Here is a 24,904-nt window from a genome sequence, read left to right as displayed (position 1 = left end):
GTGGCCCGACCCGAGCCGCCGCCGGTCCCCGCGCCGATGCTCGCCACGCCCGGCGAGCTGCCCCCGGCCGCGGAGGACCAGCGCTGGGGCTACGAGTTCAAGTGGGACGGCGTGCGCGCCGTGTCGCGCGTCCGCGGCGGCGACGTCGGCCTGTGGGCCCGCAGCCGCACCGAGATCACCGTCCGCTACCCGGAGCTCGCGCGGCTGCCCGCCGCGCTGGCCGGGCGGGACGCCGTCCTGGACGGCGAGGTCGTGGCGCTGGACGCGCTCGGCCGGCCGGACTTCGGCGCGCTGCAGGGCCGCATGCACCGCACCGGCCCCGAGGTGGCGCGGATGGCGGCCGCGGCGCCGGTCACCTACCTCGTCTTCGACCTGCTCGCCCTCGACGGCGCGGACCTCACCGCGCTGACCTACGCCGAGCGCCGGGCCCGGCTCGACGAGCTCCGGCCGGAGGGGGAGCGGTGGGTGGCCACGCCGTGGTTCCGCGGCGGGGGTGCCGACGTGCACGCGGCCAGCCGGGCCAACGGCCTGGAGGGCGTGGTCGCCAAGCGGCTGGACAGCCCCTACCGCGCCGGCGTCCGCGCCCCGGAGTGGCGCAAGGTCAAGCACCTGCGGATGCAGAGCGTCGTCGTCGGCGGCTGGCGGCCCGGGCAGGGCCGGCGGGCCGGCGGCGTCGGGTCCCTGCTGGTCGGCGTGCACGACGACGAGGGGCGGCTGGTGTACGCCGGTCACGTCGGCACCGGCTTCCCCGACGCCGCGCTGCGGGAACTGGACGCCCTGCTGACGGCGCGCAGCACCTCCCCGTTCGCCGGCGCCCTCCCCCGCGAGGTGACCCGGGACGCGCGCTGGGCGGAGCCCCGGCTCGTCGGCGAGGTGGCCTTCGCCGGGTGGACCGCCGAGGGACGGATGCGCCACCCGTCCTGGCGCGGACTGCGCGACGACCTCGACCCCGACGACGTGACCGAGGAGTGGCAGGCGTGAGCCGGCAGCGGGTGCGCGTGGACGGCCGCCAGCTCGAGGTCTCGAACCTGGAGAAGGTCCTCTTCCCGGAGGTCTCGTTCACCAAGGCGCAGGTCATCGACTACTACGTGCGGATCGCGCCGGTGCTGCTGCCGCACCTGTCCGGCCGGCCGGTGACCTTCACCCGCTGGCCCGACGGCGTCGAGGGCCAGGCGTTCTTCGAGAAGAACAGCGCCCGGCACGCCCCCGACTGGGTGCGGAAGGTGACCGTCCCCAGCCCCGGCAGCTCCCGGGGACGGGAGACACTGGAGATGGTGCTGCTGGAGACCGTCGCCGACCTCGCCTGGGCGGCGAACCTGGCCGCGCTGGAGCTGCACGTGCCGCAGTGGCAGATCGGCAGCAGGCGCCAGGCGGCGCTGCCGGACCTGCTCGTGCTCGACCTCGACCCGGGACCGCAGACCGGGCTGCGCGAGTGCTGCCGGGTCGCCGAGCGGCTGCGCGAGCGCCTCGTCGCCGACGGGCTGGACCCCGTGGTCAAGACGTCGGGGTCCAAGGGCATGCAGGTCTACGCGCCGATTCACGTCTCCGACCGGGACCACCCCAGCCGCTACGCCCGGGCGCTGGCGCAGGAGTTCAGCGCGCAGACGCCCGACCAGGTGGTGTGGCGCATGGAGAAGGTGCTGCGGCCGGGGAAGGTGCTGATCGACTGGAGCCAGAACAACCCGGCGAAGACGACGGTCGCGCCCTACTCGCTGCGGGCCCGGCCCGACGCGACGGTGTCCACGCCGATCGGCTGGGACGAGGTCGACGCGGTCAACGCCGGCGCCGACCCGGGGCTGCTGCGGTTCCGCACCGAGGAGGTGCTGCACCGGGTCGAGGACTACGGCGACCTGTTCGACGTCGCCGGGCGCACCCGGGCCCGGCTGCCCGAGGTCTGAGCCCGTCCCCGCTACCCCGGGAGGGGCAGGCGCGGGCCGAGGTGGTCGGGGCCGCGGCGGGGGCTCTGCGACGATCGACGCCGTGTCCGCTGCCGCCCCGCCCGACCCCCGCACCGCCGACGCCGGCCGCCTCGTGGTCCGCTGCCCCGACCGCCCGGGCATCGTCGCCGTCCTCTCCCGGCTGCTGGCCGACGTCGGGGCGAACATCACCGACTCGCAGCAGCACTCGTCGGACCCGACCGGGGGCACGTTCACCCTCCGCCTGGAGTTCGTGCTCGCCGACCTGGCCGAGCGTCGCCCGCAGCTGGAGGGGGCGCTCGACCTGCTGGCCCGCCAGTGGCAGATGACCTGGCGCCTGACCGAGGCGGCCTCCCGGCCCTCGATCGCGGTGTTCGTCAGCCGGACCGACCACGCGCTGCAGGAGCTGGTCTACCGGGTGCGCGCCGGTGACCTGCGCGCCGACATCACCGCCGTCGTCTCCAACCACCCCGACCTGGAGCCGGTCGCGGCGGCGGCGGGCATCCCCTTCCACCACGTGCCGGTCACGCCGGAGACCAAGGCCGAGGCCGAGGCCCGCGCGCTGGAGATCGTGCAGGACGCCGACCTGGTGGTGCTGGCCCGCTACATGCAGATCGTCTCCCCGGACTTCTGCAGCCGGTTCCCGGAGCGGCTGATCAACATCCACCACAGCTTCCTGCCGGCGTTCGTCGGCGCCAACCCCTACCAGGCGGCGCACGACCGCGGCGTGAAGCTCATCGGCGCGACCGCGCACTACGTGACCGCGGAGCTCGACGCCGGCCCGATCATCGAGCAGGAGGTGGCCCGGGTCGACCACCGGGCCACGGTCGCCGACATGCGCCGGGTCGGCCGCTACGTCGAGCGGCAGGTGCTCGCCCAGGCCGTCACCTGGCACGTCGAGGACCGGGTCATCGTCGAGGGCGACCGCACGATCGTCTTCGCCTAGGAGGACCCCGGTGCATCCCACGCGTCGCGCGCTCGGCGCGGGCGCCTGCACCGGGGCCGTTCCTCAGTCGCCGCGGCGCTTCTCCTGCTCGGCGAGGAACCGCTCGAACTCGTCGGCGATCTCCTCGCCGCTGGGCACCTCGCCGCGGGTGCCCAGCAGCCCGGTGTCCCCGTGCGCGGCGGTGAAGTCGTCGTACTGCTGCTCGAGCGCGGCGACGACGGCGGTGTTCTCCGGGGACCGGGCGATCTGCTCGTCGACCTCGGTGCGGTTGGCCTCGGCGGCCTCGCGCAGCGTCTCGGTGGGCAGGTGCAGGCCGGTCAGCCGCGACAGGTGCTCCACCAGGGTCAGCGAGGCCGCCGGGAAGGTCGCCTGCGCCAGGTAGTGCGGGACGTGCGCGGCGATCCCGTAGGCGTCGACGCCGGCCTCGCCCAGCCGCAGCTCCAGCAGCGCGCCGACGCTGCCGGGGATGCGCACCTGCCCCCAGTAGACCGGGTAGCTCTCGATCAGCTGCCGCCGCGTGGCGTGCGCGGTCAGCGTGACCGGCCGGGTGTGCGGCACCGGCATGGGGATGGCGTGCAGCGCGACCACGGACGTGACGCCCAGCCGCTCCACCAGCCCCTGAACGGCGGCGACGAACCGCTCCCACGCGTAGTCGGGCTCGGCCCCGTGCAGCAGGAGGAACGGCTCGCCGGCGTCGTCCTCCAGCGCGTACAGCGCGATCTCGGGGAGCGTGACGTCGGCGTAGCTGTCGCCGGTGAAGGTCATCCGCGGCCGGTGCGCCCGGTAGTCGACCAGGCAGTCGACGTCGAAGCGGGCGATCACCTCGTGCGGCAGGCTCGCCAGCAGGTGCGCGCCGGCCACCGCCCCGGAGCGGGCGGCGTCGAAGTCGCCGGCCAGGTCGTGCACCAGCACCAGGCCGCGGCGGGCGCCCGCCGGGTCGGCGTGCTGGGCCAGCGACTCCTCCCGCTCGAGGAAGGGCCGGGCCGCCGGCAGCAGCTCCAGCAGGTCTTCCGGTCGCAGCGCCACCTGTGCTCCTCCTCGACGTCGGGGCGGGCCGTGCCCCGTCCCTGCCCAGAGCCCGCGCGCGGGCCCGGGCATTCCCATCGTCCCCCGCCGGGGTCAGCTGCCGGCGTCCTCCTCCGGTGCCGGCCCCCGGTCGGCCGGCGGCGCCGCCGGTTCCGCCGTCATCCGGACGCCCTGCTCGTCCCCGACGACCTGCGCGCGCAGACCCGCGTCGCTCACCTCCGGCGACTTCCCGTCCAGCTGGTCGCGGACGTAGCGGTAGGTGACGGCGATGAGTGCGGCCACCGGCACGCCGAGGAAGGCGCCGGTGATGCCGGCCAGGCTCCCGCCGGCGGTGACGGCCAGGATGACCACCGCGGCGTGCAGGTTGAACCCGCGGCCCTGGATGATCGGCTGCAGCACGTTGCCCTCGATCTGCTGCACCACCAGCACGATGATCAGCACCGCCACCGCGGTGCCGATGCCCTGGTCCACCAGCGCGACGAGCACGGCGAACGCGCCCGCCACGACGGCGCCGATGATGGGCACGAACGCGGCGAAGAACGTGATGACCGCCAGGGGCAGCACCAGCGGCACGTCGAGGATCCACAGCCCGATGCCGATGAACAGGGCGTCGATGAAGCCCACGAAGGCCTGCTGCCGGATGAACTCCGACAGGGTCGACCACGCCTTGGCCGACAGCGCGGCGACGTGCGGGGCCGTCCGGCGCCCGGTCTGGGCGGCCAGCCAGGGCACCCAGCGGGGCCCGTCCTTGAGGAAGAAGAAGACCAGGACGAGGGCGAGCACGAGGTTGACCAGCGCGTTGCCGATCGCCGACGCGCCCGTCGCCGCGTAGCCGGCGATGTCGGAGGCGCGGGACTGCAGCTGGTCGATCGCCTTGTCGACGACGTCGCCGATCTGGTCCTGGTCGATGTTGAACGGCGGCCCCTGCAGCCACTCCTGCACGTTCTGCAGGCCGCCGCCCACCTGGGCGCCCAGCTCCTCCGCCTGGTCGACCACCTGCGGGGCGATCACGGCGATGACGCCGCCGAAGGCCCCGACCGACAGCAGCAGGACGGTCGCGGCGGCCAGCGCCGGCGGCCAGCCGTGCCGGCGCAGGAAGCGGGTGGGCGGCCACAGCACGGTGGTGATGAGCAGGCCGAGCACCACGGGCAGCAGGACCACCCACAGCATGCCGAGGATCCGCCCGAGCACGTACAGCGCCAGCACGATGAGCAGGAGCTCGGCCGAGGCGATGGCCAGCCGGCGGATGCCGCGCTGCAGGCGGGGCCCGCGCTCGTCCGACGGTGCGGGCGCCGTCGTGGCCGCCCCCGGCACGTCGGTGACGGCGGGCGCCGTGTCGGCCTTCTGCTGGCGTCCCGGGAGCAACTTCATGCCCGCCATCGCAGCACAGCCGCCCCGAGCGCACCGGGCGGCGGCCGGGGGAGTCGCACTACCGTGACCTGCATGCCCAGGACCGCCACCGCCGAGCGGGTCGACCGCGACGCCCTGCTGGAGTTCCTCCGGCCCCGGCACAAGGCCCTGCTGCTCACCCGGCGCGCCTCCGGCGGCCCCCAGCTCTCCCCGGTCACCTGCGGGGTCGACGGGCAGGGCCGCGTCGTCGTCTCCACCTATCCGCAGCGGGCCAAGGTCGCCAACGCCCGCCGCGACCCGGCGGTCTCGCTGTGCGTGCTGTCGGACGACTTCGACGGTCCCTGGGTGCAGGTGGACGGGACGGCGGAGGTGCTGGACCTCCCGGAGGCGCTGGAGCCGCTCGTGGAGTACTACCGCTCGATCAGCGGCGAGCACCCGGACTGGGACGAGTACCGGGCGGCGATGAGGCGCCAGGGCAAGTCGCTGCTGCGCGTCACGGTCTCCGCGTGGGGCCCGGTCGCCACGGGCGGCTTCCCGGCCGAGGTGCTCGACAAGCTCTGACCCTTGACGCACCCTCCCCGGGTGCCGTTCGCGCTGTGCACCGCCGCCGACGAGGACGCCGCCGTGCTGACCGACCCGGCGGCGGTGGTCGACGCCGTCGTGCGCCTGGTGCGGCTGCGCCGCGGGCCGATCGGCGTCGGGGTGGGACCTGCCGTCCGGGTGCCCGGTGCGACCACCGCCACCGCGGCGGCGTCCGCCGCGCTCGCCGCCGCGACGCGCCGCCCCGCACGGCTGGCCGTCCGGGGGCCGGTGCCGGCCGACGCGCTGGACGTCCAGGCGGTGCTCGGCGCGCTGGCGGCCCTGGTCGGCCGGCGCAGCCCGTCGGCGTGGGCGGCGGTGGACCTGTTGACCGCCGGTCGCACGCAGGCCGCGGCCGCCGCGGAGCTCGGGGTGAGCCGCCAGGCGGTGGGGCAGCGGCTGGCCGTCGCGGGCTGGGACCTCGAGTGCGAGCTGCGCCCGGCCGCCGCGCGGCTGCTCGCCCGCGCCGAGGGGTGAGCCCGCCGGCCCGCGCCGACGAGCGCGGTGATCATGCGGCGGCGAGAATGGTCGGGTCCGCGCCGGCCCGCCCTGGAGGTCCCGTGTCCCAGCCCACCGCCGACGGCGGGATCCGCTCCCCGGACCTGCTGGGCGTCTACGTCAACGACCACCTCGCCGCCGCGACCGGTGGGGTGGAGCTGGTCTCCCGGATGCTCGCCCGGCACGGCGGCACGCCCTACGAGCGCCGGCTGGAGGAGCTGCTGGACCAGCTGCGCGAGGAGCGCACCGCGCACCTGGCGATGGCCTCGGCGCTGGGCATCCCGGTGCGGACCTACAAGCAGGTGGGCACCTGGGTGGCCGAGAAGCTGTCGCGCGCCAAGCTCAACGGGCGGCTGTTCTCCCGCTCGCCGCTGAGCGACCTGGTGGAGTTCGAGTTCATCGCCACCGCCGTCCTGGCCAAGCGCGCCGGCTTCGAGACGCTGCTGGAGCTGTCCGCGGTCGAGCCCCGGCTGGACCGGGCGCTGCTGGAGCGGCTGGTCGCCCAGGCCGACGAGCAGCACCGGTGGCTGGCCGACGCCCGGCGCGAGGTGGCCGCACGGGTCTTCGGCGGCAGCGCGGGCGCCGCCGACCGGGCCGCCGACACCTGAGCTGCCCGGGGGGCGCCGCGCTGGTAGGGAGGGGGCATGTGCCACGACGTCGACAGCCGCCCGCCCGCCCCGCCGCGCGTCGGTGAGGTCGCCGAGCGCGGGCTGCTCACCCTGACCTCGGCCGACGGCACCGAGCTGGACGCGGCGTACGCCGCCCCGGCGGGCGAGGCCCGGGCCGGCGTCGTCGTGCTGCCCGACGTGCGCGGGCTGCACCCCTACTACGTGGCGCTGGCCGAGCGCTTCGCCGAGGCCGGCGTCCCCGCCGTCGCCGTCGACTACTTCGCCCGCACCGCCGGCCGCGCGGAGCGGGGGACGCGCGACCAGGACTTCGACTGGCGGGCGCACGTGCCGCGGACGACCGCCGCCGGCATCGACGAGGACACGGCGGCCGCCGTCGCCTACCTGCGCCGGCGCACGCGCCCGGACCTGCCGGTGGTCACGGTCGGCTTCTGCTTCGGCGGCAGCAACGCCTGGCGGCAGGCGGCGGGCACGCTGCCGCTGGCGGCCACGGCCGGCTTCTACGGCCAGCCGCGCATGGTGGGCGACCCGGCCGGCGGCGCGCGGCTGCCCGTCCTCATGGTCATCGCCGGCGACGACGCCGCGACCCCCGTCGCCGACCAGCTCGCCCTGGCCGAGCGGCTGCGCGCCGGCGGGGCCGAGGTGGAGACGGCGGTCTACGACGGCGCGCCGCACTCCTTCTTCGACCGCGCCGCCGAGCAGTGGGCGCAGGCCTCGGCCGACGCGTGGCGCCGGGTCCTGGCCCTGGTCGACCGGGCCGCCGCGGGGGAGGCCGCGCCGCGCTGAGATCGGGCCGCGGCCGTGCCACCCTGGTCACGGCCGCGGCGTGCCGTGGACCGGCCAGCGGCACGGCGCGCCGCACGGGGGAGAGCGGAGAGCAGATGGGAGCCCGACGCGACCTGTCGCGGGAGCGGACCGGGGGTGGCGCCACGCCGTCCGGGCTGGCCGCCGAGGTCGCCGACGCGCGCGCCGAGGCCGCGACCGCGGCGACGGCGCCGCCCGCCGTCCCGCTCCCCGGGGCGAGCCCGGCCCCACCCGCGGAGGACCACGACGGCGGCGGGGCCGCCGGGGAGCCCGCGGTCCCGCCGCCGGGCGCCTCGGGGCTGCCGCGCTGGCTGGTGCTGCTGGTCGGCCTCGCCGCCGCCACGATCGCCCTCAGCGGCGTCCGGACGCTGGCCTGGCTGATCGCCCCGGTGATGCTGGCCCTGGTCATCGTCATCGCGCTGATGCCCGTCCAGCGCTTCCTGCTGCGGCACGGCTGGCCGCGCTGGGCCAGCGCCACGGTCCTGCTGCTGCTGGTGTGGGCGGTCCTGCTGTCGTTCGTCGCGCTGCTGGTGGTGTCGGTCGCCCAGCTCGCCGCGCTGCTGCCGGACTACGCGCCGGAGTTCAACAGCCTGCTGCGCTCGGTGCAGGCCGACCTCAACGACGCCGGCGTGGTCTCGGGCCAGCTGTCCGACCTCGTCGGGCAGATCGACTACGGCCAGCTGGTCGGCGTGGCCACCGGCCTGCTGGCGAGCCTCACCGACGCCGCCTCCACGCTGCTGCTCCTGCTGTCGGCGCTGGTCTTCCTCGCCATCGAGTCCGGCGGGTTCGGCCGCCGGCTGGCCCTGGTCGCCGGCGAGCGGCCGCACCTGCTCATCGCCATGGGCCTGTTCGCCCGCGGGACCCGCAGCTACCTGCTGGTCAGCACGGTCTTCGGGTTCATCGTCGCGGTGGGGGACACGGTCGCCCTGGCGGTGCTCGACGTCCCGCTGCCGCTGCTGTGGGGCCTGCTGTCGTTCATCACCAACTACGTGCCCAACATCGGCTTCGTGCTGGGCCTGCTCCCGCCGGCGCTGCTGGGTCTGCTGGACGGCGGCTGGACCGAGTTCTGGGTCATCGTCGTCGTCTACTCGGTGCTCAACTTCGTCGTGCAGACGCTCATCCAGCCGCGCTTCGTCGGCGACTCGGTGGGGCTGTCCATGACGGTCACCTTCGTCGCGCTGCTGTTCTGGGGCTGGGCGCTGGGGGCCCTCGGGGCGCTGCTGGCGATCCCGCTGACGCTGCTGGTCAAGGCGCTGCTGGTCGACGTCGACCCGCGCGGGCACTGGCTGGACGCCCTGCTCCGCGAGGAGCCGCGGGCACCGCGCACCAGCCGGGCCCGCCAGCGGGCGCACGCCCGCCGCGCCGCCCTGGCCGCGGTGCGGGCGCTGGACGCGCCCCGCTCGCACGTCCCGCGGGGGCACGGGCCGCGCGCGCACCGGCGCGGGCACGACACGGACCCCGGCTGAGGGCGCGGACCCCGGCCGGGGAGGAGACCTCCGCGCGGGGGTCCCTCGGTCGCCGCGAGGGGCCCGTGCCGGGTGGCGTCGTACCCGCCGCGAGGTCGTGCGGTAGACACAGCAGGCCGTCGTCCCCCCTCGAACCCGGAGGTCATCGCCCGTGCTGGAGAGCATCGGCTACGCCGTCGCCTACACCGGCGTGGGCATCGCCCTGCTGGTCCTCGGCTTCTTCGCCCTCGACCTGCTGACCCCCGGCCACCTCGGGCGGCACATCTACGAGCACCGGTCGGTCAATGCCGGGATCACGCTCGCCGCGGGGTTCCTCGGCCAGGGCGCGATCGCCTTCGCCACCATCTGGACCAACGCCACCAGCGGGTTCGGCGAGGCGCTGGGCTACACGGTCGTGTTCGGCGTGCTCGGCGTGGTGCTGCAGGCGGTCGCCTTCGGCGTGCTGGACCTGGTCACCCCGGGCCGGCTGGGCGCCCACCTCACCGAGCCCGGCTTCCACCCGGCCAGCCTCGTCAGCGCCGCCGCGCAGCTGGCGGTGGCCGCGATCATCGTGGCCAGCATCTGGCCCTGACGCCGCCGGGCACGGTTCCCCGGCACCCCGCGGGCGGGCCCGCGAGCGAGGCGGCGGGAGCCGCCCGTACGGTGTCGGTCGAGCCTCTGCGAGACGACCCGGCGCCGCGTGGCGCCGGCAGGAGAAGGAGCGACATGACCGACGCACAGCGCCGCGTGGCCATCGTGACCGGGGCGGCCCGCGGGATCGGCGCGGCCACGGCCCAGCGCCTGGCCGCCGACGGCTTCGCCGTCGCCGTGGTGGACCTCGACGAGGCGGCGGGCAAGAGCACCGTCGAGGCGATCCAGGCCGCCGGGGGCACCGCGCTGGCCGTGGGCGCCGACGTGAGCGACACCGAGCAGGTCACCGCCGCCGTCGACCGCATCGCCGCCGAGCTCGGCCCGCCGGTGGTGCTGGTCAACAACGCCGGCGTCCTGCGCGACAACATGCTGTTCAAGATGAGCGACAGCGACTGGGACATCGTCATGAACGTGCACCTGCGCGGTGCCTTCCTGATGACCCGGGCCGCCCAGAAGCACATGATCGACGCCAAGTGGGGCCGGATCGTCAACCTGTCGTCGACCTCGGCGCTGGGCAACCGCGGCCAGGCCAACTACTCGACGGCCAAGGCCGGCCTGCAGGGCTTCACCAAGACCCTCGCCATCGAGCTGGGCAAGTTCGGCGTCACCGCCAACGCGATCGCGCCGGGCTTCATCCAGACCGAGATGACGAAGGCGACCGCCGAGCGCATGGGCATCGACTTCGACGAGATGATCAAGCACAGCGCCTCGCAGATCCCGGTGAACCGGGTCGGCCAGCCCGAGGACATCGCCCACCTCGTCTCGTTCTTCGTCAGCGAGGGCGCGGGCTTCGTCTCCGGCCAGGTCGTCTACGCGGCCGGTGGCCCCAAGGCCTGACCTGCTCGACCCCGAGGGGCCCGGACGGCGACCGCCGTCCGGGCCCCTTCGCGTGCGCGGTGCGACACGCTGCACACACTGAAACATTGCACGGACTGCAATGAACGTGCTGCACTGGGCGGCGTGACCGGACCGGGCCTGCGCGAGCGCAAGAAGGCCGACACCCGCGCGGCCCTGGCGCGCGCCACCCTGCGCCTGGCCCGGGAACACGGCTGGGCCGCGGTCACGGTGGAGCGGATCGCCGCCGCGGCCGACGTCTCCGCGCGGACGTTCTTCAACCACTTCGCCTCCAAGGAGGAGGCCCTCGTGCAGCCGGCCGGCGTCGAGCCCGGCCGCTTCGCCCGGCTCCTGGCCGAGCAGGACCCCGCCCTCCCCGCCCGCGACGCCGCCGCCGCGGTGCTGCGCGCCGAGCTCGCCGCCCTCGCCCACGGCGAGGACGGCGGCGGCTGGCGCGAGCGCCTCGAGGTCATCGGCAGCGACCCGGCGCTGCTGGCCCGCGCGGTGGAGGTCGGCACCGCCAACGAGCGGGAGATGGCCCAGGCCCTGGCCGCGCGCGCCGGGCAGGACGCCGGCCGCGACCTGGAGCCGGTGCTGCTCGCCGCCGTCCTCGGCGCCGCCGTCCACGTCGCCGTCGTCCGCTGGGCCTGCGCCGACGGCGGCACCGACCTGCCCGCCCTGCTCGACCAGGCGCTGGCGCTCGTCGCCGCCGGCGTCCCCGGGCCGCCCGCCCGCGTGCCCGGCCCGGCCGGCCGCTCCTGACCCCGGCGCCGACCGGCGCCGCACCCACCCCGCACCACCGAACGAGGAGTCCCGCGTGTCCGCGATGGCCGACCCCGCCGTCCCGACCAGCCCACCCGAGGAGACCGGCCCACCCGAGGGGACCGGTCCGGCCCCGATGAGCCGCCGGGAGGTGCTGTCGGCGCTGTCGGGCCTGTTCATGGGCATGTTCGTGGCGATCCTGGCCGCCACCATCGTGGCCAACGCGCTGCCGACGATCATCGCCGACCTGCAGGGCAGCCAGTCGGTCTACACCTGGATCGTCACCGCCGAGCTGCTGGCGATGACGGCCTCGGTGCCGCTGTGGGGCAAGCTCGCCGACCTGGTCAGCCAGAAGCTGCTCATCCAGTTGTCGTTCGCCCTGTTCGTCAGCGGCTCGCTGCTGGCCGGGCTGTCCCAGGACGTCGGCATGCTGATCGTCGCCCGCGCCCTGCAGGGCCTGGGCGCCGGCGGTCTCACCGCCCTCGTCCAGATCGTGATGGCGGCGATGATCCCGCCGCGCGAACTGGGCCGCTACGCCGGCGTCTTCGGCGCGATCTTCGCCGTCGGCACCGTCGCCGGGCCGCTCATCGGCGGGGTGCTGGTCGACACGTCCTGGCTGGGTTGGCGCTGGTGCTTCCTGCTCGGCGTCCCCTTCACGCTCGTCGCGATGCTGCTCATCCAGCGCACGCTGCACCTGCCGGCCCCCGCCCGCCGCGCGAAGGTGCACGTCGACTGGCTCGGCGCGCTGCTGCTGACCGCCGGCATCAGCACCCTGCTCATCTGGGTCACGCTGGCGGGCAACCGCTTCGACTGGCTGTCCGGCCCGACGTTCCTCATGGTCGGCGGCAGCCTCGCCCTGCTGGCGCTGGCGCTGGTGGTGGAGGCCCGCTCGCCCGAGCCGGTGATCCCGCTGGGGCTGTTCGGCAACCGCACGGTCTCCCTGTCGGTCCTGGCCAGCGCGCTCGTCGGCATCGCGATGTTCGGCGGCACCGTCTTCCTGTCCCAGTACTTCCAGGTGGCCCTGGGCTACTCCCCGACGAAGGCGGGCCTGCTGTCCCTGCCGCTGGTGATCGGCCTGCTCGTCTCCTCGACCGTCGCCGGGGCCCTGATCACCAAGACCGGCCGGTGGAAGCGCTTCCTCGTCGCCGGTGGCGTGCTCATGACCGCCGGGTTCGGGCTGCTCGCCACGATCGACGCGGACACGCCGCTGGCCCTGCTCGGCCTCTACATGCTCGTCGTGGGCACCGGCGTCGGCCTGATGATGCAGAACCTGGTCCTCGCCGCGCAGAACGACGTCCCCGCCGCGGAGCTGGGCACCACGACCTCGGTGGTCTCCTTCTTCCGCAGCCTGGGCGGCACGGTCGGCGTCAGCGTCCTCGGCGCCGTCCTGGCCGCCCGGGTCGCCGACGGCCTGGGCGCCCCGGCCGGCGGGGGCGGCGGGCACGGCGCGGCCGCGGCGCCCGACCCGGCGGCGCTGCCGCCCGAGGCGCTCGCGCTGGTCCGCGACACCTACGCCGACGCGACGGCGGAGCTGTTCCTCATCGCCACCCCGCTGGCGGCCCTGGCGCTGCTGGTCGTCCTGTTCATCCAGGAGAAGGCGCTGAAGACCACCTCGGGCGCGCAGCGGCTGGCCGCGGAGCAGGCGCCGGCGGCGCAGCACTAGCTGCGCGGATCACGCCGTCCGGCGGGCAGACCCGCCCGCCGGACGGCGTTGTCCCCACGTGACGACCTCCCCGCTGCGGCTCACCGTCCTGGGTGACTCCATCGCGTTCGGCACCGGCGCCTCCCATCCCCGGGACGGGCTGGGCCCCCGGCTGGCCGGGGCGCTGCGCGAGGAGGGCCACGACGTCGAGCTGGCCGTGCTGGCCGTCCCCGGTGCCGTCTCCGCCGACCTCGCCGCCCAGGTGCGCCGGGCCCGGCCGGCGGCGGACCTCGCCGTCGTGGTCGTCGGCGCCAACGACCTGGCCCGGCTGGTGCCGCCGCAACGGGCCGCGGCCGCGCTCGGCGACGCCGTCCGCGCGCTGCGGGTGGCCGGCACCGACGTCGTCGTGGTGCCCGCCCCCGACATGTCGAGCATCCCGTTCGTGCCGCCGGCGCTGCGGCCGCTGGTGCGGGCCGCCTCCGCCGAGCTGCAGCGCCGGCAGGAGGCCGTCGCCGCCGACGCCGGGGCGCGGGTGGCCGCCGTCGCCGCGCACGTCGGGCGCTCCTTCGAGACCGACCCGGCGATGTTCGCCGCCGACCGGTTCCACCCCTCCTCGGCCGGCTACGCCGCCATCGCCGCCGCGCTCACCCCGGTCGTGCTGGCCGCGGCCCGGGACCGGCGCGACGCCGCCGCCTGACCCGGCCTCACCAGAGCGACACCGAGCGGCGGAAGATGCCGGCCAGGTCGTCCTCGGTCACCGGCTTGGGGCAGGTGGCCAGCAGCCGCTGCTGCTTCATCGCGCCGTCGACCAGGTCCGGGACGTCGGCCTCGCCGTAGCCGACCGTCCCGATGCCGCCGGGGATGCCGATGTCGCGCATCAGCGCGACCAGCACCCGCGGCAGGACCTCGGCCGGCTCCCCGGAGTGGTCCCCGCGCGGATCGAGCAGCTCGGCGGCGCGCAGGTGCCGCTCCGGCGCGGCGTCGAAGGTGAAGCGGAAGGCCTCGGGCGCGGTCAGGGAGACCGACATGCCGTGCGGGACCATCGGCTCGGAGGACGGGTAGTCCCGCGGGTGGAAGTCCCGCACCCGCCCGGCGATCGGATAGGCGTTCGCATGCGGCACGTGCACGCCGGCGTTGCCGAAGCCCAGCCCGGCGAAGGTCGCGGCCATGGCCATGTCGGCGCGGGCGGCGTCGTCGTCCCCGTCGCGGACCGCGCGCCGGAACGAGGTCGCCAGCAGCGACAGCGCCTTCTCCGACCACATGTCGGCGATCGGGTTGGCCCCGCAGTAGGGCACCCGCTGCTCGGGCCGCTTGCGCTCGAAGCTGTCGTAGGGCCGGGCGGTGTAGCTCTCCAGCGCGTGGCAGAGGATGTCCATGCCCGAGGAGGCGGTGACCCCCGAGGGCTGGGTGCGGGTGAGCGTGGGGTCGATCACCGCCAGCGTCGGGCGCAGCCGCGGGTGGCTGATCCCGGTCTTCACCTTCAGCGACAGCACGTCCAGCACGCAGATGGTGGTGCTCTCCGAGCCGGTTCCGGTCGTGGTGGGCACGGCGACCAGCGGCTTGAGCGGGTGCACCGGCGCCCGGCCCCCGCCGACCGGGGCGTTGACGTAGTCCATGAGCTCGCCGGGGTTGGTGGTGAGCAGGTCCACGGCCTTGGCGGTGTCGATCGTGGACCCGCCGCCGACGGCCACGAACGCGTCCCACGGCCCGCCGGCGCGGGCGGACTCCACCGCCGCGGCCAGGCTCTCGTCGGTCGGCTCGACGTGGACGCCGTCGTAGACGTGCGCCTCGATGCCGAACTGCGCCATCTGGTCGGCGATGCGCTGGGGGGAACCGGTGGCGGCGACGCCGGGGTCGGTGAGGACCAGCACCCGGCGGGCGCCGGTCTGGGCGAGGTCGTGGCCGACCTCGTCGGCCGCGCCCGCGCCGAACTTGAGCTGGGGGGCGCCGTAGGTGAACACGCTCTCGGGGCTCGCCGGCGCCGTGATCGGGGTCATGCCCGGATCCTGGCGCGCCGGGGCCGGCGGGGCCACCGCTCGTGGCACCCGCCGGCCCCGGCCGCAGGTCAGGAGGCGATCAGGACGCCGGGGGCTCGTCCTTGCCGGCCTCCTCCAGCTCGTCGGCCTCCTCCTTGGTCTTGTGCACCGCGCCGTCGGCGTGCTCCGGCGGGCCGTAGACGGTGTACAGGACCAGCGGGTTCGGGCCGGTGTTGACGAAGTTGTGCTTCGTCCCGGCGGGGACGACGACGAGGTCGCCCTGCGCCACCTTCTTGGTGGACCCGCCGACGCGGGCCTCGCCGGTGCCGCTGACGAAGGTGAGGATCTGGTCGATGTCCTCGTGGACCTCCTCGCCGATCTCCCCGTCCGGCGGGATCGTCATGATCACCAGCTGGGTGTTCGAACCGGTCCACAGGACCCGGCGGAAGTCGGCGTACTTCTCGGCCTCGGTGGCGATGGGGTAGTGGATGACGGCCATCGACGGCTCCTCTCGACGCGTGCGTGCGCGGTCTGCGGTGGCCGCACGGGACCCGGCCCGGCGGCGGACAGCGGTGCTCCTGCCCGCCTGACCGGCGGGTTAGTCCTCGCCGGCCTCGCCCGATCAGGCGGTCCGTGCCCGCGCGAGCGTCCCGGCGGTGTGCGAGCGCCACAGCCGCAGCACGCCCGCGGCCACCAGCAGGACGCTGGCGGCGACGGCGACGCCCGCCACGGTCAGGACCCGCATGTCCCCGCCGGTGGCCAGCAGCTCGACGACGGCCACCTCCAGGGCGACCGCGCACCACACCGCGACCGCGGCGACCCGGTCGGCGACCGCGATGCCCGAGTACAGGAGCAGCTGCGCGAGCGCGAACAGGGTGCCCAGGAGGGTGAACAGCCACGTGGCGCCACCGAGGGCGTCGCCGTACTCGCCGCCGCCCACGAGCGGGAGGGCGTGCGCACCGAGGACGGCGGTCGCGCCGGTGAGGAGCGCGCCGACGGCGGCGACCAGGGCGACCGCGGCCGGCAGCATCCGCCGCCGGGTGCCGGGGTCGCCGAGCTTGGGCAGGAGGACCACGCTGACGCCCTGCGGCAGCCAGAACGCCACCTTCGCGAAGATCGAGGCGACGGCGTACTCGCCGGCCAGGTCCGGCGGGAGGTGGTGGCGGGCCAGCAGCAGGTCCAGGTTGACGAGCAGGACCAGCCCGAGCAGGGCCCCGGAGGCCTTGGCGGCGCTGAGCACCGAGCGGCGGGCGCCGCGGGCGACGCCGGGGCGACCGCAGGCGACCCAGCCGATCCCGGCGCTGGCCGCGCAGCCGGCGGCCATGCCGATCAGCGCGCTCTGGGGCGTCCCGCCGACCAGCAGCCCCACGATGCCGCCCCCGGACTTGGCCAGGCCGAAGACGGTGGTCACGACCGCCAGCCGGGTGTACCGGCCGGCGCCCTGGAGGATGCCGTCGTAGCCGCCGACGAGGGTGTGCGGCACGAGGACGGCGACCAGCCACAGCGCGGTCGAGGGGCTGTCCAGGTGCAGCACGGCGACCAGCGGGGCGACGGCGAGCAGCCCGAGCACCCCCACCGTGACCGCGCCGACGATCGTCGCCGCGTGCAGCCGGGCGGCCGTGGCGCGCCGGTCGCCGCGCCCGGCGCCGAGCGTCAGCGCCGCGGCGGTCTGCAGGCCGGTCGCGGGGACGACGCCGATGAACATCACGCTGAGCAGCGCGGCCAGCTCGCCGTAGGCGCCGGGCACGAGGAGCCGGGCGGCGATGACGGTGAAGACGTAGGCGATCCCGTTGACGCCCAGCAGCGCCAGGGACACGAGCGCGGCCGGGACGGCGGCCCGGGGGCCCCGGCGGACGCCGCCGGGTGCCGCGTCGGCCCGGGTGGTGGTCACCGCCGGTCCCCGGGCCGCGGCCGCCCCGCGCGACAGGCGCCGGGGGAGGAGCCGGGGGTCACGCCGTCGCCGCGCGGGCGGGCGGGGCGTCCTCCTCGGGCCGGTCGTGGGCGCCGGCCCCGGTCAGGTCCCGCAGGGTGGTCCGCGGCCGGCCGGCGCGCCCGCCGTCGCCCCGGGCGGCCCGGTCCAGCGTCGCGAGCAGGGCCCGGCCGGCCGCGTCGGGCCGCCCGGAGCGGCGCAGCGACCCGGCCAGGACCGCGGCGAAGGCGCTCACGCTGGCCGGCCACCGGTAGCTGGCGGCGTGCCGGGCGGCGGCCGCGCCCATCGACCAGCGGGTGTCGGGCTCGTCGAGCAGGCGCTCGACGGCCGCCGTCATCCCGTCCAGGTCGTCGACGAGCACGCCGCTGATGCCGTCGACGACCGACTCGCGCAGGCCACCGGCGGAGCGGTAGCCGACGGTCGGGACGCCGTGGCCGCCGGCCTCGGTGACCACCAGGCCCCAGCCCTCCTTGACGGAGGGGCACAGGTGCACCCAGGCGGCGGCCAGCTGCCGGTGCTTGGTCACCTCGTCGACGTGCCCGGTGAACTCGACCCGGTCGGCGACGCCGAGCCGCTCGGCCTCGGCGCGCAGCTGCTCGTCCCACCAGCCCTCGCCGACGACGGCCAGCCGCAGGTCCGGCCAGCGCGGGCTCAGCCGCGCGAGCACCTCGAGCGCGTGCTCGACCCGCTTGTGCGGCACCAGCCGGCCGAGCACGACCAGCCGCGGCGTGGCCGACCGCGGCGTCCCCACCGGCAGCGGCGGCTCGATGCCGTTGGGCACCACGGTGATCCGCCCGCCGTCGACGCCGAGCTCGACGAGCTCGGCGCGGGTGGCGTCGGACACCGTGACGTAGCGGGCGCGGCGGTACAGCCGCGGGGCGACGACGGACTCCAGCCACCAGCCGATCCGGCCGCCGACGCGGCCGAAGACGATCGGCCACTGCTCGCGGTGCACGTGGTGGACGACGACGGTGACGGGGGAGCGGGTGACCAGCGTGCTGCCGAAAGGGATGCCGTTCTGCACGTCGACCACCAGCCGCGGCCGGGTGCGCAGCACGTGCACCAGAGCGCGCGGGTAGACGGTCAGGCGCCCGCCGCGGCGCAGCACGCGGACGCCGGAGACGACCTCCTCGGCCGGTGCCCGGTCGTGGGCCGCGCACAGCAGGGTGACGCGCAGTCCGGCGGCCGCCAGACCCTCGGCCACCCGGTGCACGTACCGTTCGGACCCGCCGCCCTCGGGATGGCTGGAATCGCGCCAGTTCACGAAGAGGACGTCGGTGTCCCGGGCTGTCTCCAACACTCGCGGCACACTAATCGACCTCGGCATACATCTCGACTGACGAATTCCCCCCGGACCCGGACGGAGTAGCGCATGGACCGATCGGCCACCCTCTCGAGGTCGGTCACGTTGTTCCGGGCGTTCCTGCGCGAGCAGACCGAGCCCGACCGGTTCTACGGCGTGCTGGCCGCGGACTCGGTCGCCCAGCTGTCCCACCACGTCGGGCTGCAGGGGGCGCGGGTCCTCGACGTCGGGGGCGGTCCGGGCTACTTCGCGGCCGCCTTCCGCGGCGCGGGCGCCACCTACGTGGGGCTGGAGCCCGACGCCGGCGAGATGGAGGCCCGCGGCGAGACCGAGCCCGGCATGCTGCGCGGCAGCGGCGAGGCGCTGCCGGTGCGCACCGGCGCCGTCGACGTCTGCTACTCGTCCAACGTGCTCGAGCACGTCCGCCGGCCGTGGGTCATGGCCGACGAGATGGTGCGCGTGACCCGGCCCGGCGGCACGGTCTTCCTCTCCTACACGCCGTGGCTGTCGCCCTGGGGCGGCCACGAGACCGCGCCGTGGCACTACCTCGGCGGGCACCGGGCCCGGCGCCGCTACCGCCGCCGCACCGGCGCCGAGCCGAAGAACAGGTTCGGGGAGTCGCTGTTCGCCGTGTCGGTGGGGGCGGCGCTGCGCTGGGCGCGCTCCTGCCCCGACGCCGACCTCGTCGCCGCGTACCCGCGGTACCACCCGTGGTGGGCCGCGTGGGTGGTGCGGGTGCCGGGGCTGCGCGAGGTCGTCTCCTGGAACCTGGTCCTGGTGCTGCGCCGCCGTTCCTGACGGCGGCCCGCGGCGTCGGGGGAGGGGCCCCGCCGGACCGGCTCGCGACCGGGCCCGCCGAGTATCGTGTCCCGAGGTCGTGACGCGTGTGCCGGCCGCGACGCGGCGGCAGGAGGGTCTCGAGCAGGTGGCGGAGCCGATCTGGGAGGACGTGCCCCCGCGGGTGCCCGTCCCGGCCGCCTGAGCCGCCGGGCCCTCATGGCGACCCTCACGACCGGCGAGCCCGCCGGCGCCTCCCCCGTGGACGCGGCGGGTTCGGCGCCTCCCGGCCCGCCCCTGCTGCGGCGGCTGGGCGCGCTCCTGGTGCGCGGCCGGCTCGCGCTGGTCTGCCTGGGCTTCCTGCTGCTGTCCCTGCTGCAGCAGCCGGGCCGGGTGCTCGGGGACACGAAGCTGGACCTGGTCGTCGACCCCGCCGGCTTCCTCGCCCGGGCCCTGACCCTGTGGGAGCCCGAGGGTGCCGCCGGGCAGGTGCAGAACCAGGCCTACGGCTACTTCTTCCCGATGGGGCCCTTCTTCGCCGCCGGGGACCTGGTCGGCCTGCCGCCCTGGCTGGTCCAGCGGTTCTGGCTCGCGCTGCTGATGAGCCTGGCGTTCCTCGGCGTCGTCCTGCTCGCCCGGCGGCTGGGCATCGGCACGCCCGCCACGGCGATGGTCGCCGGGATCGCCTACGCCCTGGCGCCGCGGATGGTCACCGCGCTGGGCGCCACCTCGGTCGAGGTGGTCCCCATGGCCCTGGCCCCGTGGGTGCTGGTGCCGCTGGCCGGCGCCGCCCGGCACGGCTCCGCGCGGCGGGCGGGGTTGCTGTCGGCGCTGGCGGTGTTCTGCGTGGGCGGGGTCAACGCCGTCGCCACGTCCGCCGTGCTGCCCCTGGCCGTGCTGTTCCTGCTCACCCGCCCGGCGGGCCCGCTCCGGCGCCGGCTGGTGCTGTGGTGGGGCGCCGGCGTCGCGCTGGCGACCGCCTGGTGGGCCGGGCCGCTGCTGCTGCTGGGCCGCTTCAGCCCGCCGTTCCTCTACTACATCGAGACGGCGTCCACCACGACGGCGCCCACCGACGTGCTCAGCGTGCTGCGCGGCACCTCGCACTGGGTGGCGCAGCTGTCCTCGCCGTCGGGTCCGACCTGGCCGGCGGGCTGGTCGCTGGTGCACGACGCGCTCCCCGTGGCCGGCACGGTCGTGCTGGCCGCCGCCGGGCTGGTCGCGCTGTGCCGGCGCGACGTCCCCGAACGGGTCTGGCTGGTGCTCGGGGTCCTGGCCGGCGTCGGGCTGGTGACGCTGGGCCACCTGGCCTCGGTCCAGGGCCAGTGGGCCGGCCCGCTGCACGACGCGCTGGACGGCGCGCTGTCCCCGCTGCGCAACGTGCACAAGTTCGACCCGGTGCTGCGCCTGCCCCTGGCCCTGGGCCTGGCCCACCTGGGCGCCGTCCTGCTGCGGCGGGCCCGCCGGCGCGGGCAGGCACCCGCCGGGCGGGCCGCGCGCTGGGCGCGCGGGGGCGGCCGGGTCGCGTCCGCCGGCGTGCTCGGCGTGCTGGTCGTCGCCCTGGTGGCCACCGCCTCCCCGGCGCTGGCCGGCCGGCTCGCCCCGCCGACCGGCTTCACCGAGGTGCCCGGCCACTGGGCGCGGACGGCGGACTTCCTCGCCGACGAGCAGCCCAGCGGGCGTGCGCTGCTGGTGCCCGGCTCCTCCTTCGGCACCTACGAGTGGGGGACGACGGGCGACGAGCCTCTGCAGCCGCTGGCCGGGTCGGCCTGGGACGTCCGCAACGCCATCCCGCTGACGCCCGAGGGCCACATCCGGCTGCTCGACGCCGTCGAGGAGCGGCTGGCGCGCGGGGAGGGGTCGGCCGGGCTGGCCCGCTACCTGGCCCGGGCGGGGTTCTCCCACCTCGTGCTGCGCAACGACCTGGACACCGGCGCCGCCGCCGCGACCCGCCCGCTGCTGGTCCGCCAGGCGCTGCGGGACTCGCCGGGCATCACGCCGGTGGCCTCCTTCGGCCCGGTGGTGCGCGACGGGGACCGCGACGGGGGCCGGCTGGTCGACGCCGGGCTGGTCGAGCCGGCCCCGGCGGTCGAGGTGTACGCGGTCGCCGACCCCGCGCCGCGGGCCTGGACGGCGCCGCTGTCGGCCGCGGTCACCGTCCGCGGCGGGCCCGAGTCCGTGTTGGAGTTGGAGGACCGGGGCCTGGTCACCGACCGCCCGATCCTCATGGCCGGGACGACGGACCTGGTGGCCGGGCCGACGATGGCCGGCGACGCCCAGGTGCGGCGCGAGCGGAACTTCGGCCGCCTCGCCGGGGCGACCTCCGGCGGCCTGGCCCTCGACGACCCGCGGCGCCTGGACACCCCGGTCCGCGACTACCGGGTGCCGGGGCTGGCCGGCGCCGAGAGCGTCGTCCGCTACACCGGCGCGGCCCCGTCGGCCTCCAGCTCCGCCGCCGACCCCGACGGGTTCACCCCGACCCGCCTGGACAGCCAGCCCTGGTCGGCGGTCGACGGCGACCTGACCACGGCGTGGCGGCCCGCGCCCTGGGCCGCCACCGACGAGCCCTCCTGGTGGCGGCTGACCGCCGACCGGCGCTTCCTGGCCGGTTCCGTCGTCGTCACGCTCGGCACCGACCTGGGCGGCGAGCGGCCGGCGCGGCTGCGGCTGACCACCGACGCCGGTGCGCTGACGGTGCCGGTGGCCGACGTCGACGCCGAGCAGGTGCTGCCGCTGCCGCCGGGCTACACGGGCCGCCTCACCATCAGCGCGACGGAGACGGGACCGGACGCACCCGCCCTGGTGCTGGCCGAGGTCCGCGTGCCCGGCGTGACGCCGGAGCGGTCGGTGGTGCTGCCGCAGGGCCCCGGCTCGGTGGACGTCGTCGCCGTCGACGCCGAGCGGGGCCGCTCCGGCTGCGCCGTCGACGCCGACGGCGTGGCGCGCTGCGCGCCGCTGCTCGTGGAGGGTCCCGAGGAGGCCGTCCTGGTGGACCGGACGTTCGGCACCGACGCCCGGGCCGAGTACGACGTCGTCGCCACCGGGGTGCCGCGGCCGGGCGCGGCGCTGGACGCCGTGCTGGGGGCGGCCCGCGGCTCGACCGCGGTGACGGCCAGCAGCACCCCGGTCGCCGACCCCCGGGCCACCGCCGCGGCCGCCGTCGACGGCGACCCGGGCACCGCGTGGCTGGCCGACGGCGAGGACGCCGACCCCACCCTCGTGCTCACCTACCCGCAGCCGCGGGCCGTCGACTCGCTGCGCGTGGTCCCCGCCGGCGTCGGGACCGGCGTCGCGCCGACCGCGGTCACCGTCGACGACGGGACGCAGACGCGCACCCTCCCGCTCGGTGCGGACGGGACGGTGACGTTCCCGGCGGTGGTCACCGCCCGGCTGGCGGTGACGTTCGAGACGGCCGGCGAGGTCCGCTCGACCGACCCCTACACGCGGTGGCAGCAGCGGCTGGGCGTCGCCGTCGCCGAGCTCGAGGTCGGTGGCCCGAACCCGGTGACCCCGGCGACGACCCCGGTGGTCCTGCCGTGCGGCCAGGGCCCGCGGGTGCAGGTCGACGGGGTCGTCCTCGACACCTCGGTCAGCACCACGACCGGTGCGCTGCAGGCGCTGCAGCCGGTGCCGCTCACCGTCTGCGACACCAGCCCGCGGCTCGCGCTGCCCGGCGGCGAGCACCGGGTGATCGGCCGCAGCAGCGCCGCGGTGCACGTGGACTCGGTGACGCTCACCCGCGCCGGGGCGCCGCTCGCGCCGCCCACCCCGGTCGCCGGCCGGGCCGCCGCCGAGGTCACCCGCTGGGACGCCGAGCACCGCGCCGTCGAGGTCGCCGCCCGCGCCGAGACCACGCTGCTCGTCGTCCCCGAGAACCCGAACGTCGGCTGGACGGCGCGGCTGGGCGACCAGCGGCTGGAGACCGTGACCGTCGACGGCTGGCAGCAGGGCTACGTGCTCCCCGCCGGCGCCGCGGGCACGGTGCGCCTGGACTTCCCCGGCGGGAGCGAGTACCGGCAGGCGCTGCTCGGCGGGGCCGGGGCGGTCGCGCTGCTGGCGGTCGTGGCCGTGCTGCCCGCGCGGCCGTCGCGCTCGGGGGGTGGCCGCCGCCGGCCGCGGCCGCGCGCCCTCGCGGTCGTCGCCGCGGTCGCGGCCGGCGTCGTCCTGGTGGCGGCCGCCGCCGTCGGCACGGCCCTGGTCGGCGGGACGGCGGGGCTGGTCGCCGTGGGGGCGCTGTGGGTCGCCGGGGCGCTGCTGCCCGGCGGCTGGCGGTCGGGCCTGCTCGGCACGGTCGCCGGCGGCGCGCTGCTGGCGGCCGGCGGGATGCTGCTGGCCGACCGGGCCGGCACGGCCGACGCCCGCCAGGTGCTGGCGATCGTCGCGCTGGCCGCCGTGGTCGCCGGGGTGCTGCCCGCGCCGCGGCTGCGCCGCCGCCCGTCCCCGCCGCCGGACGCCGGCCCGGAGCAGGACGACGGCTCCGGGGACGACGGCTCCGGGGACGACGGCACCGGGGACGACGGCACCGCCACCCCGGCACCCGCGGCGGACCGGCCGTGATCGGGCACCATGGCGGCGTGTCCCGCCGACGCTCGCCCCTCGTGGCCGTCGCCGGGCTCCTCGTCGCCGCCGGCCTGTCGGGCTGCCTGGAGTTCCAGGCGCCGGTCGAGGAGCAGCTCCCGCCGGACGCCGGTGACTCCACCCCGGCGCAGCTGCCGCCGCCCAGCCCGCCGGGCCGCCTCGAACCGGCCTGCCCCCCGCCCGCCCAGCCCGGCACGCTGTCCGCGGAGGAGATGAACGCCGCGCTGTTCTCCCTGGACCTGCCCAACTGGCAGTCCGCGGACGTCGGCGCCAGCGCCCCGCTCAGCGACGGCCGCATCGCCTGGTTCTACGGCGACACCGTCGGCTCGCCCGAGGTCGAGCCGCGGCTGGTGTCCAACTCCGTGCTGGTCACCTCCGGCACCTGCACCTCCCAGCTGGTGCTGGGCGACGGGACGCCGACGCCGGTCGTCCCCGAGACCGGCAACGGGCTGTCGACCTGGCCGATGTCGGTGGTGCGGGTGCCGCCGACCGAGGCCGACGGGCCGGGGGTGGCCGACGTCCTGCTCGTCTACTCCTCGCGCGTGCAGCGCGGCGCCCGCATGTGGGACTTCGCCTACCGCGGCACCACGGTCGCCGTCTTCACCGTGACCCCCGGCGGCGTCCCGCAGCTGGCCCGCACCGCGGCCCTCACCCCCGACAGCATCGACCTCGGCCAGGTCAACTGGGGCGCGGCCTCGGCCGCCGACGGTGACTGGGTCTACGTCTACGGCACCCGCGCCACCGGGGAGGCCTACGTCTACGGCCGCGAGCTGTACGTCGCGCGGCTCCCGGTGGCCCGGGCCACCGACGGGTCGGCGATGCAGTACTGGGACGGCACCGGCTGGCAGGACGACGCCACCCGCGCGGCGCCGGTGCTCGGCGCCCTGGACGGCGTCGCCCAGACGCTGTCGGTGGACCGGGTGGGCGACCGGTGGCTGGCGGTCTCCAAGCTCGGCGGCGACCTCGGCGACTCGATCGCGATCTGGTCGGCCGACGGGCCCACCGGGCCGTGGACGGTGCAGCCCGTCCTCTCCTCGCCGGACGGCCACGACACCGGTGACCTGCAGTACACCCCGATGGGCCACCCCGACGTCCGCACGCCGTCGGGCCAGCTGCTGGTGTCGGTGTCGCGCAACACCACCGACTACGACGAGCTGCTGCGCCGCCCCCGCCTGGGCCGCCCGTACTTCTGGGAGGTCCCGCTGCCCTGACCCGCGGGTGGGCAGGGTCACCCGCGCGCGCGGAAGAACGGGGCCGCGCGCGG

The 24,904-nt window shown here is 76.6% G+C and carries 22 protein-coding genes; 16 read left to right on the top strand and 6 right to left on the bottom strand.

All coding sequences use genetic code 11. From position 1 onward, the window contains the following. From ligD (ACI781_RS02595) to purU, 3 genes are all read left to right on the top strand, one after another. Complete coding sequence (ligD, locus tag ACI781_RS02595) at positions 1-981, top strand: non-homologous end-joining DNA ligase (RefSeq protein ID WP_456564520.1); 981 nt, start codon at positions 1-3, stop codon at positions 979-981. Beyond that, entirely contained in the window at positions 978-1,898 is a 921-nt protein-coding gene (ligD, locus tag ACI781_RS02590) for a non-homologous end-joining DNA ligase (protein WP_456564519.1), read from the top strand. The genes ligD (ACI781_RS02595) and ligD (ACI781_RS02590) overlap by 4 nt, the downstream gene beginning before the upstream one ends. A gap of 82 nt (positions 1,899-1,980) precedes the next feature. Further along, positions 1,981-2,862 (top strand): formyltetrahydrofolate deformylase, encoded by an 882-nt coding sequence (gene purU / locus ACI781_RS02585; RefSeq protein ID WP_456564518.1) that lies wholly within the window; start codon positions 1,981-1,983, stop codon positions 2,860-2,862. 63 nt (positions 2,863-2,925) lie between these two features. On the opposite strand, the gene ACI781_RS02580 is transcribed toward purU, so the two are convergent. Both ACI781_RS02580 and ACI781_RS02575 read right to left on the bottom strand, forming a co-directional pair. After that, positions 2,926-3,888 (bottom strand): proteasome assembly chaperone family protein, encoded by a 963-nt coding sequence (locus ACI781_RS02580; protein WP_456564517.1) that lies wholly within the window; start codon positions 3,886-3,888, stop codon positions 2,926-2,928. Positions 3,889-3,981: 93 nt separating this feature from the next. After that, the gene (locus tag ACI781_RS02575; RefSeq protein WP_456564516.1) at positions 3,982-5,259 is read right to left on the bottom strand and encodes an AI-2E family transporter; all 1,278 of its coding nucleotides are present in this window, start codon (positions 5,257-5,259) and stop codon (positions 3,982-3,984) included. 72 nt (positions 5,260-5,331) lie between these two features. On the opposite strand from ACI781_RS02575, the gene ACI781_RS02570 reads away from it, so the two are divergent. The 10 genes from ACI781_RS02570 (at position 5,332) to ACI781_RS02525 (ending at position 13,776) form a co-directional block, all read left to right on the top strand. Beyond that, entirely contained in the window at positions 5,332-5,799 is a 468-nt protein-coding gene (locus ACI781_RS02570) for a PPOX class F420-dependent oxidoreductase (protein ID WP_456564515.1), read from the top strand. 21 nt (positions 5,800-5,820) lie between these two features. Further along, positions 5,821-6,294, top strand: coding sequence for a hypothetical protein (locus ACI781_RS02565; protein WP_456564514.1), 474 nt, complete (start codon positions 5,821-5,823; stop codon positions 6,292-6,294). Between the two features lie 83 nt (positions 6,295-6,377). Continuing rightward, the gene (locus ACI781_RS02560) at positions 6,378-6,923 is read left to right on the top strand and encodes a hypothetical protein (RefSeq protein ID WP_456564513.1); all 546 of its coding nucleotides are present in this window, start codon (positions 6,378-6,380) and stop codon (positions 6,921-6,923) included. Between the two features lie 36 nt (positions 6,924-6,959). After that, positions 6,960-7,727 carry a dienelactone hydrolase family protein gene (locus tag ACI781_RS02555; RefSeq protein ID WP_456564512.1) on the top strand — a complete coding sequence of 256 codons (768 nt, stop codon included), beginning with the start codon at positions 6,960-6,962 and terminating at the stop codon, positions 7,725-7,727. 95 nt (positions 7,728-7,822) lie between these two features. Further along, positions 7,823-9,211 (top strand): AI-2E family transporter, encoded by a 1,389-nt coding sequence (locus tag ACI781_RS02550; RefSeq protein ID WP_456564511.1) that lies wholly within the window; start codon positions 7,823-7,825, stop codon positions 9,209-9,211. A gap of 151 nt (positions 9,212-9,362) precedes the next feature. Then, complete coding sequence (locus ACI781_RS02545) at positions 9,363-9,782, top strand: DUF350 domain-containing protein (RefSeq protein ID WP_456564510.1); 420 nt, start codon at positions 9,363-9,365, stop codon at positions 9,780-9,782. Between the two features lie 134 nt (positions 9,783-9,916). Then, the gene (gene fabG, locus ACI781_RS02540; RefSeq protein ID WP_456564509.1) at positions 9,917-10,678 is read left to right on the top strand and encodes a 3-oxoacyl-ACP reductase FabG; all 762 of its coding nucleotides are present in this window, start codon (positions 9,917-9,919) and stop codon (positions 10,676-10,678) included. Positions 10,679-10,801: 123 nt separating this feature from the next. Further along, positions 10,802-11,437: a TetR/AcrR family transcriptional regulator gene (locus ACI781_RS02535; RefSeq protein WP_456564508.1), complete on the top strand. Its 636-nt coding sequence runs from the start codon at positions 10,802-10,804 to the stop codon at positions 11,435-11,437. A gap of 64 nt (positions 11,438-11,501) precedes the next feature. Then, positions 11,502-13,100 carry an MDR family MFS transporter gene (locus ACI781_RS02530; RefSeq protein WP_456564529.1) on the top strand — a complete coding sequence of 533 codons (1,599 nt, stop codon included), beginning with the start codon at positions 11,502-11,504 and terminating at the stop codon, positions 13,098-13,100. Between the two features lie 58 nt (positions 13,101-13,158). Beyond that, positions 13,159-13,776 (top strand): GDSL-type esterase/lipase family protein, encoded by a 618-nt coding sequence (locus ACI781_RS02525; RefSeq protein ID WP_456564507.1) that lies wholly within the window; start codon positions 13,159-13,161, stop codon positions 13,774-13,776. A 7-nt stretch (positions 13,777-13,783) separates the two neighbouring features. Here ACI781_RS02525 and ACI781_RS02520 read toward each other — a convergent pair whose 3' ends face one another. The 4 genes from ACI781_RS02520 to ACI781_RS02505 all read right to left on the bottom strand — a co-directional run bounded on the left by ACI781_RS02520 (position 13,784) and on the right by ACI781_RS02505 (position 18,285). Beyond that, on the bottom strand, positions 13,784-15,076 hold the full coding sequence (locus ACI781_RS02520; RefSeq protein WP_456564506.1) for a hydroxyacid-oxoacid transhydrogenase: 1,293 nt from the start codon (positions 15,074-15,076) through the stop codon (positions 13,784-13,786). Positions 15,077-15,155: 79 nt separating this feature from the next. After that, positions 15,156-15,554 (bottom strand): cupin domain-containing protein, encoded by a 399-nt coding sequence (locus tag ACI781_RS02515; RefSeq protein ID WP_456564505.1) that lies wholly within the window; start codon positions 15,552-15,554, stop codon positions 15,156-15,158. A 123-nt stretch (positions 15,555-15,677) separates the two neighbouring features. Beyond that, entirely contained in the window at positions 15,678-16,946 is a 1,269-nt protein-coding gene (locus tag ACI781_RS02510) for a hypothetical protein (protein WP_456564504.1), read from the bottom strand. 58 nt (positions 16,947-17,004) lie between these two features. Further along, positions 17,005-18,285 carry a glycosyltransferase family 4 protein gene (locus tag ACI781_RS02505; RefSeq protein ID WP_456564503.1) on the bottom strand — a complete coding sequence of 427 codons (1,281 nt, stop codon included), beginning with the start codon at positions 18,283-18,285 and terminating at the stop codon, positions 17,005-17,007. A 72-nt stretch (positions 18,286-18,357) separates the two neighbouring features. On the opposite strand from ACI781_RS02505, the gene ACI781_RS02500 reads away from it, so the two are divergent. The 3 genes from ACI781_RS02500 (at position 18,358) to ACI781_RS02490 (ending at position 24,851) form a co-directional block, all read left to right on the top strand. Next, positions 18,358-19,086, top strand: a complete 729-nt coding sequence (locus ACI781_RS02500; protein ID WP_456564502.1) for a class I SAM-dependent methyltransferase — start codon at positions 18,358-18,360, stop codon at positions 19,084-19,086. A gap of 198 nt (positions 19,087-19,284) precedes the next feature. Next, positions 19,285-23,619: an alpha-(1->3)-arabinofuranosyltransferase gene (locus ACI781_RS02495; protein ID WP_456564501.1), complete on the top strand. Its 4,335-nt coding sequence runs from the start codon at positions 19,285-19,287 to the stop codon at positions 23,617-23,619. 17 nt (positions 23,620-23,636) lie between these two features. Next, on the top strand, positions 23,637-24,851 hold the full coding sequence (locus tag ACI781_RS02490; protein ID WP_456564500.1) for a DUF4185 domain-containing protein: 1,215 nt from the start codon (positions 23,637-23,639) through the stop codon (positions 24,849-24,851). Positions 24,852-24,904 lie beyond the last annotated feature (53 nt).

The organism is Blastococcus sp. SYSU D00695 (assembly GCF_054050555.1).
This window is presented reverse-complemented; position numbering and strand designations above follow the sequence as displayed.

Coding starts and splice junctions, on each gene's coding strand:
- ACI781_RS02530 (WP_456564529.1), top strand. CDS start 11,502: ATGGCCGACCCCGCCGTCCCGACCAGCCCACCCGAGGAGACCGGCCCA.
- ACI781_RS02575 (WP_456564516.1), bottom strand. CDS start 5,259: ATGAAGTTGCTCCCGGGACGCCAGCAGAAGGCCGACACGGCGCCCGCC.
- ACI781_RS02550 (WP_456564511.1), top strand. CDS start 7,823: ATGGGAGCCCGACGCGACCTGTCGCGGGAGCGGACCGGGGGTGGCGCC.
- ACI781_RS02570 (WP_456564515.1), top strand. CDS start 5,332: ATGCCCAGGACCGCCACCGCCGAGCGGGTCGACCGCGACGCCCTGCTG.
- ACI781_RS02515 (WP_456564505.1), bottom strand. CDS start 15,554: ATGGCCGTCATCCACTACCCCATCGCCACCGAGGCCGAGAAGTACGCC.
- ACI781_RS02500 (WP_456564502.1), top strand. CDS start 18,358: ATGGACCGATCGGCCACCCTCTCGAGGTCGGTCACGTTGTTCCGGGCG.
- ACI781_RS02555 (WP_456564512.1), top strand. CDS start 6,960: ATGTGCCACGACGTCGACAGCCGCCCGCCCGCCCCGCCGCGCGTCGGT.
- fabG (WP_456564509.1), top strand. CDS start 9,917: ATGACCGACGCACAGCGCCGCGTGGCCATCGTGACCGGGGCGGCCCGC.
- ACI781_RS02495 (WP_456564501.1), top strand. CDS start 19,285: ATGGCGACCCTCACGACCGGCGAGCCCGCCGGCGCCTCCCCCGTGGAC.
- ACI781_RS02520 (WP_456564506.1), bottom strand. CDS start 15,076: ATGACCCCGATCACGGCGCCGGCGAGCCCCGAGAGCGTGTTCACCTAC.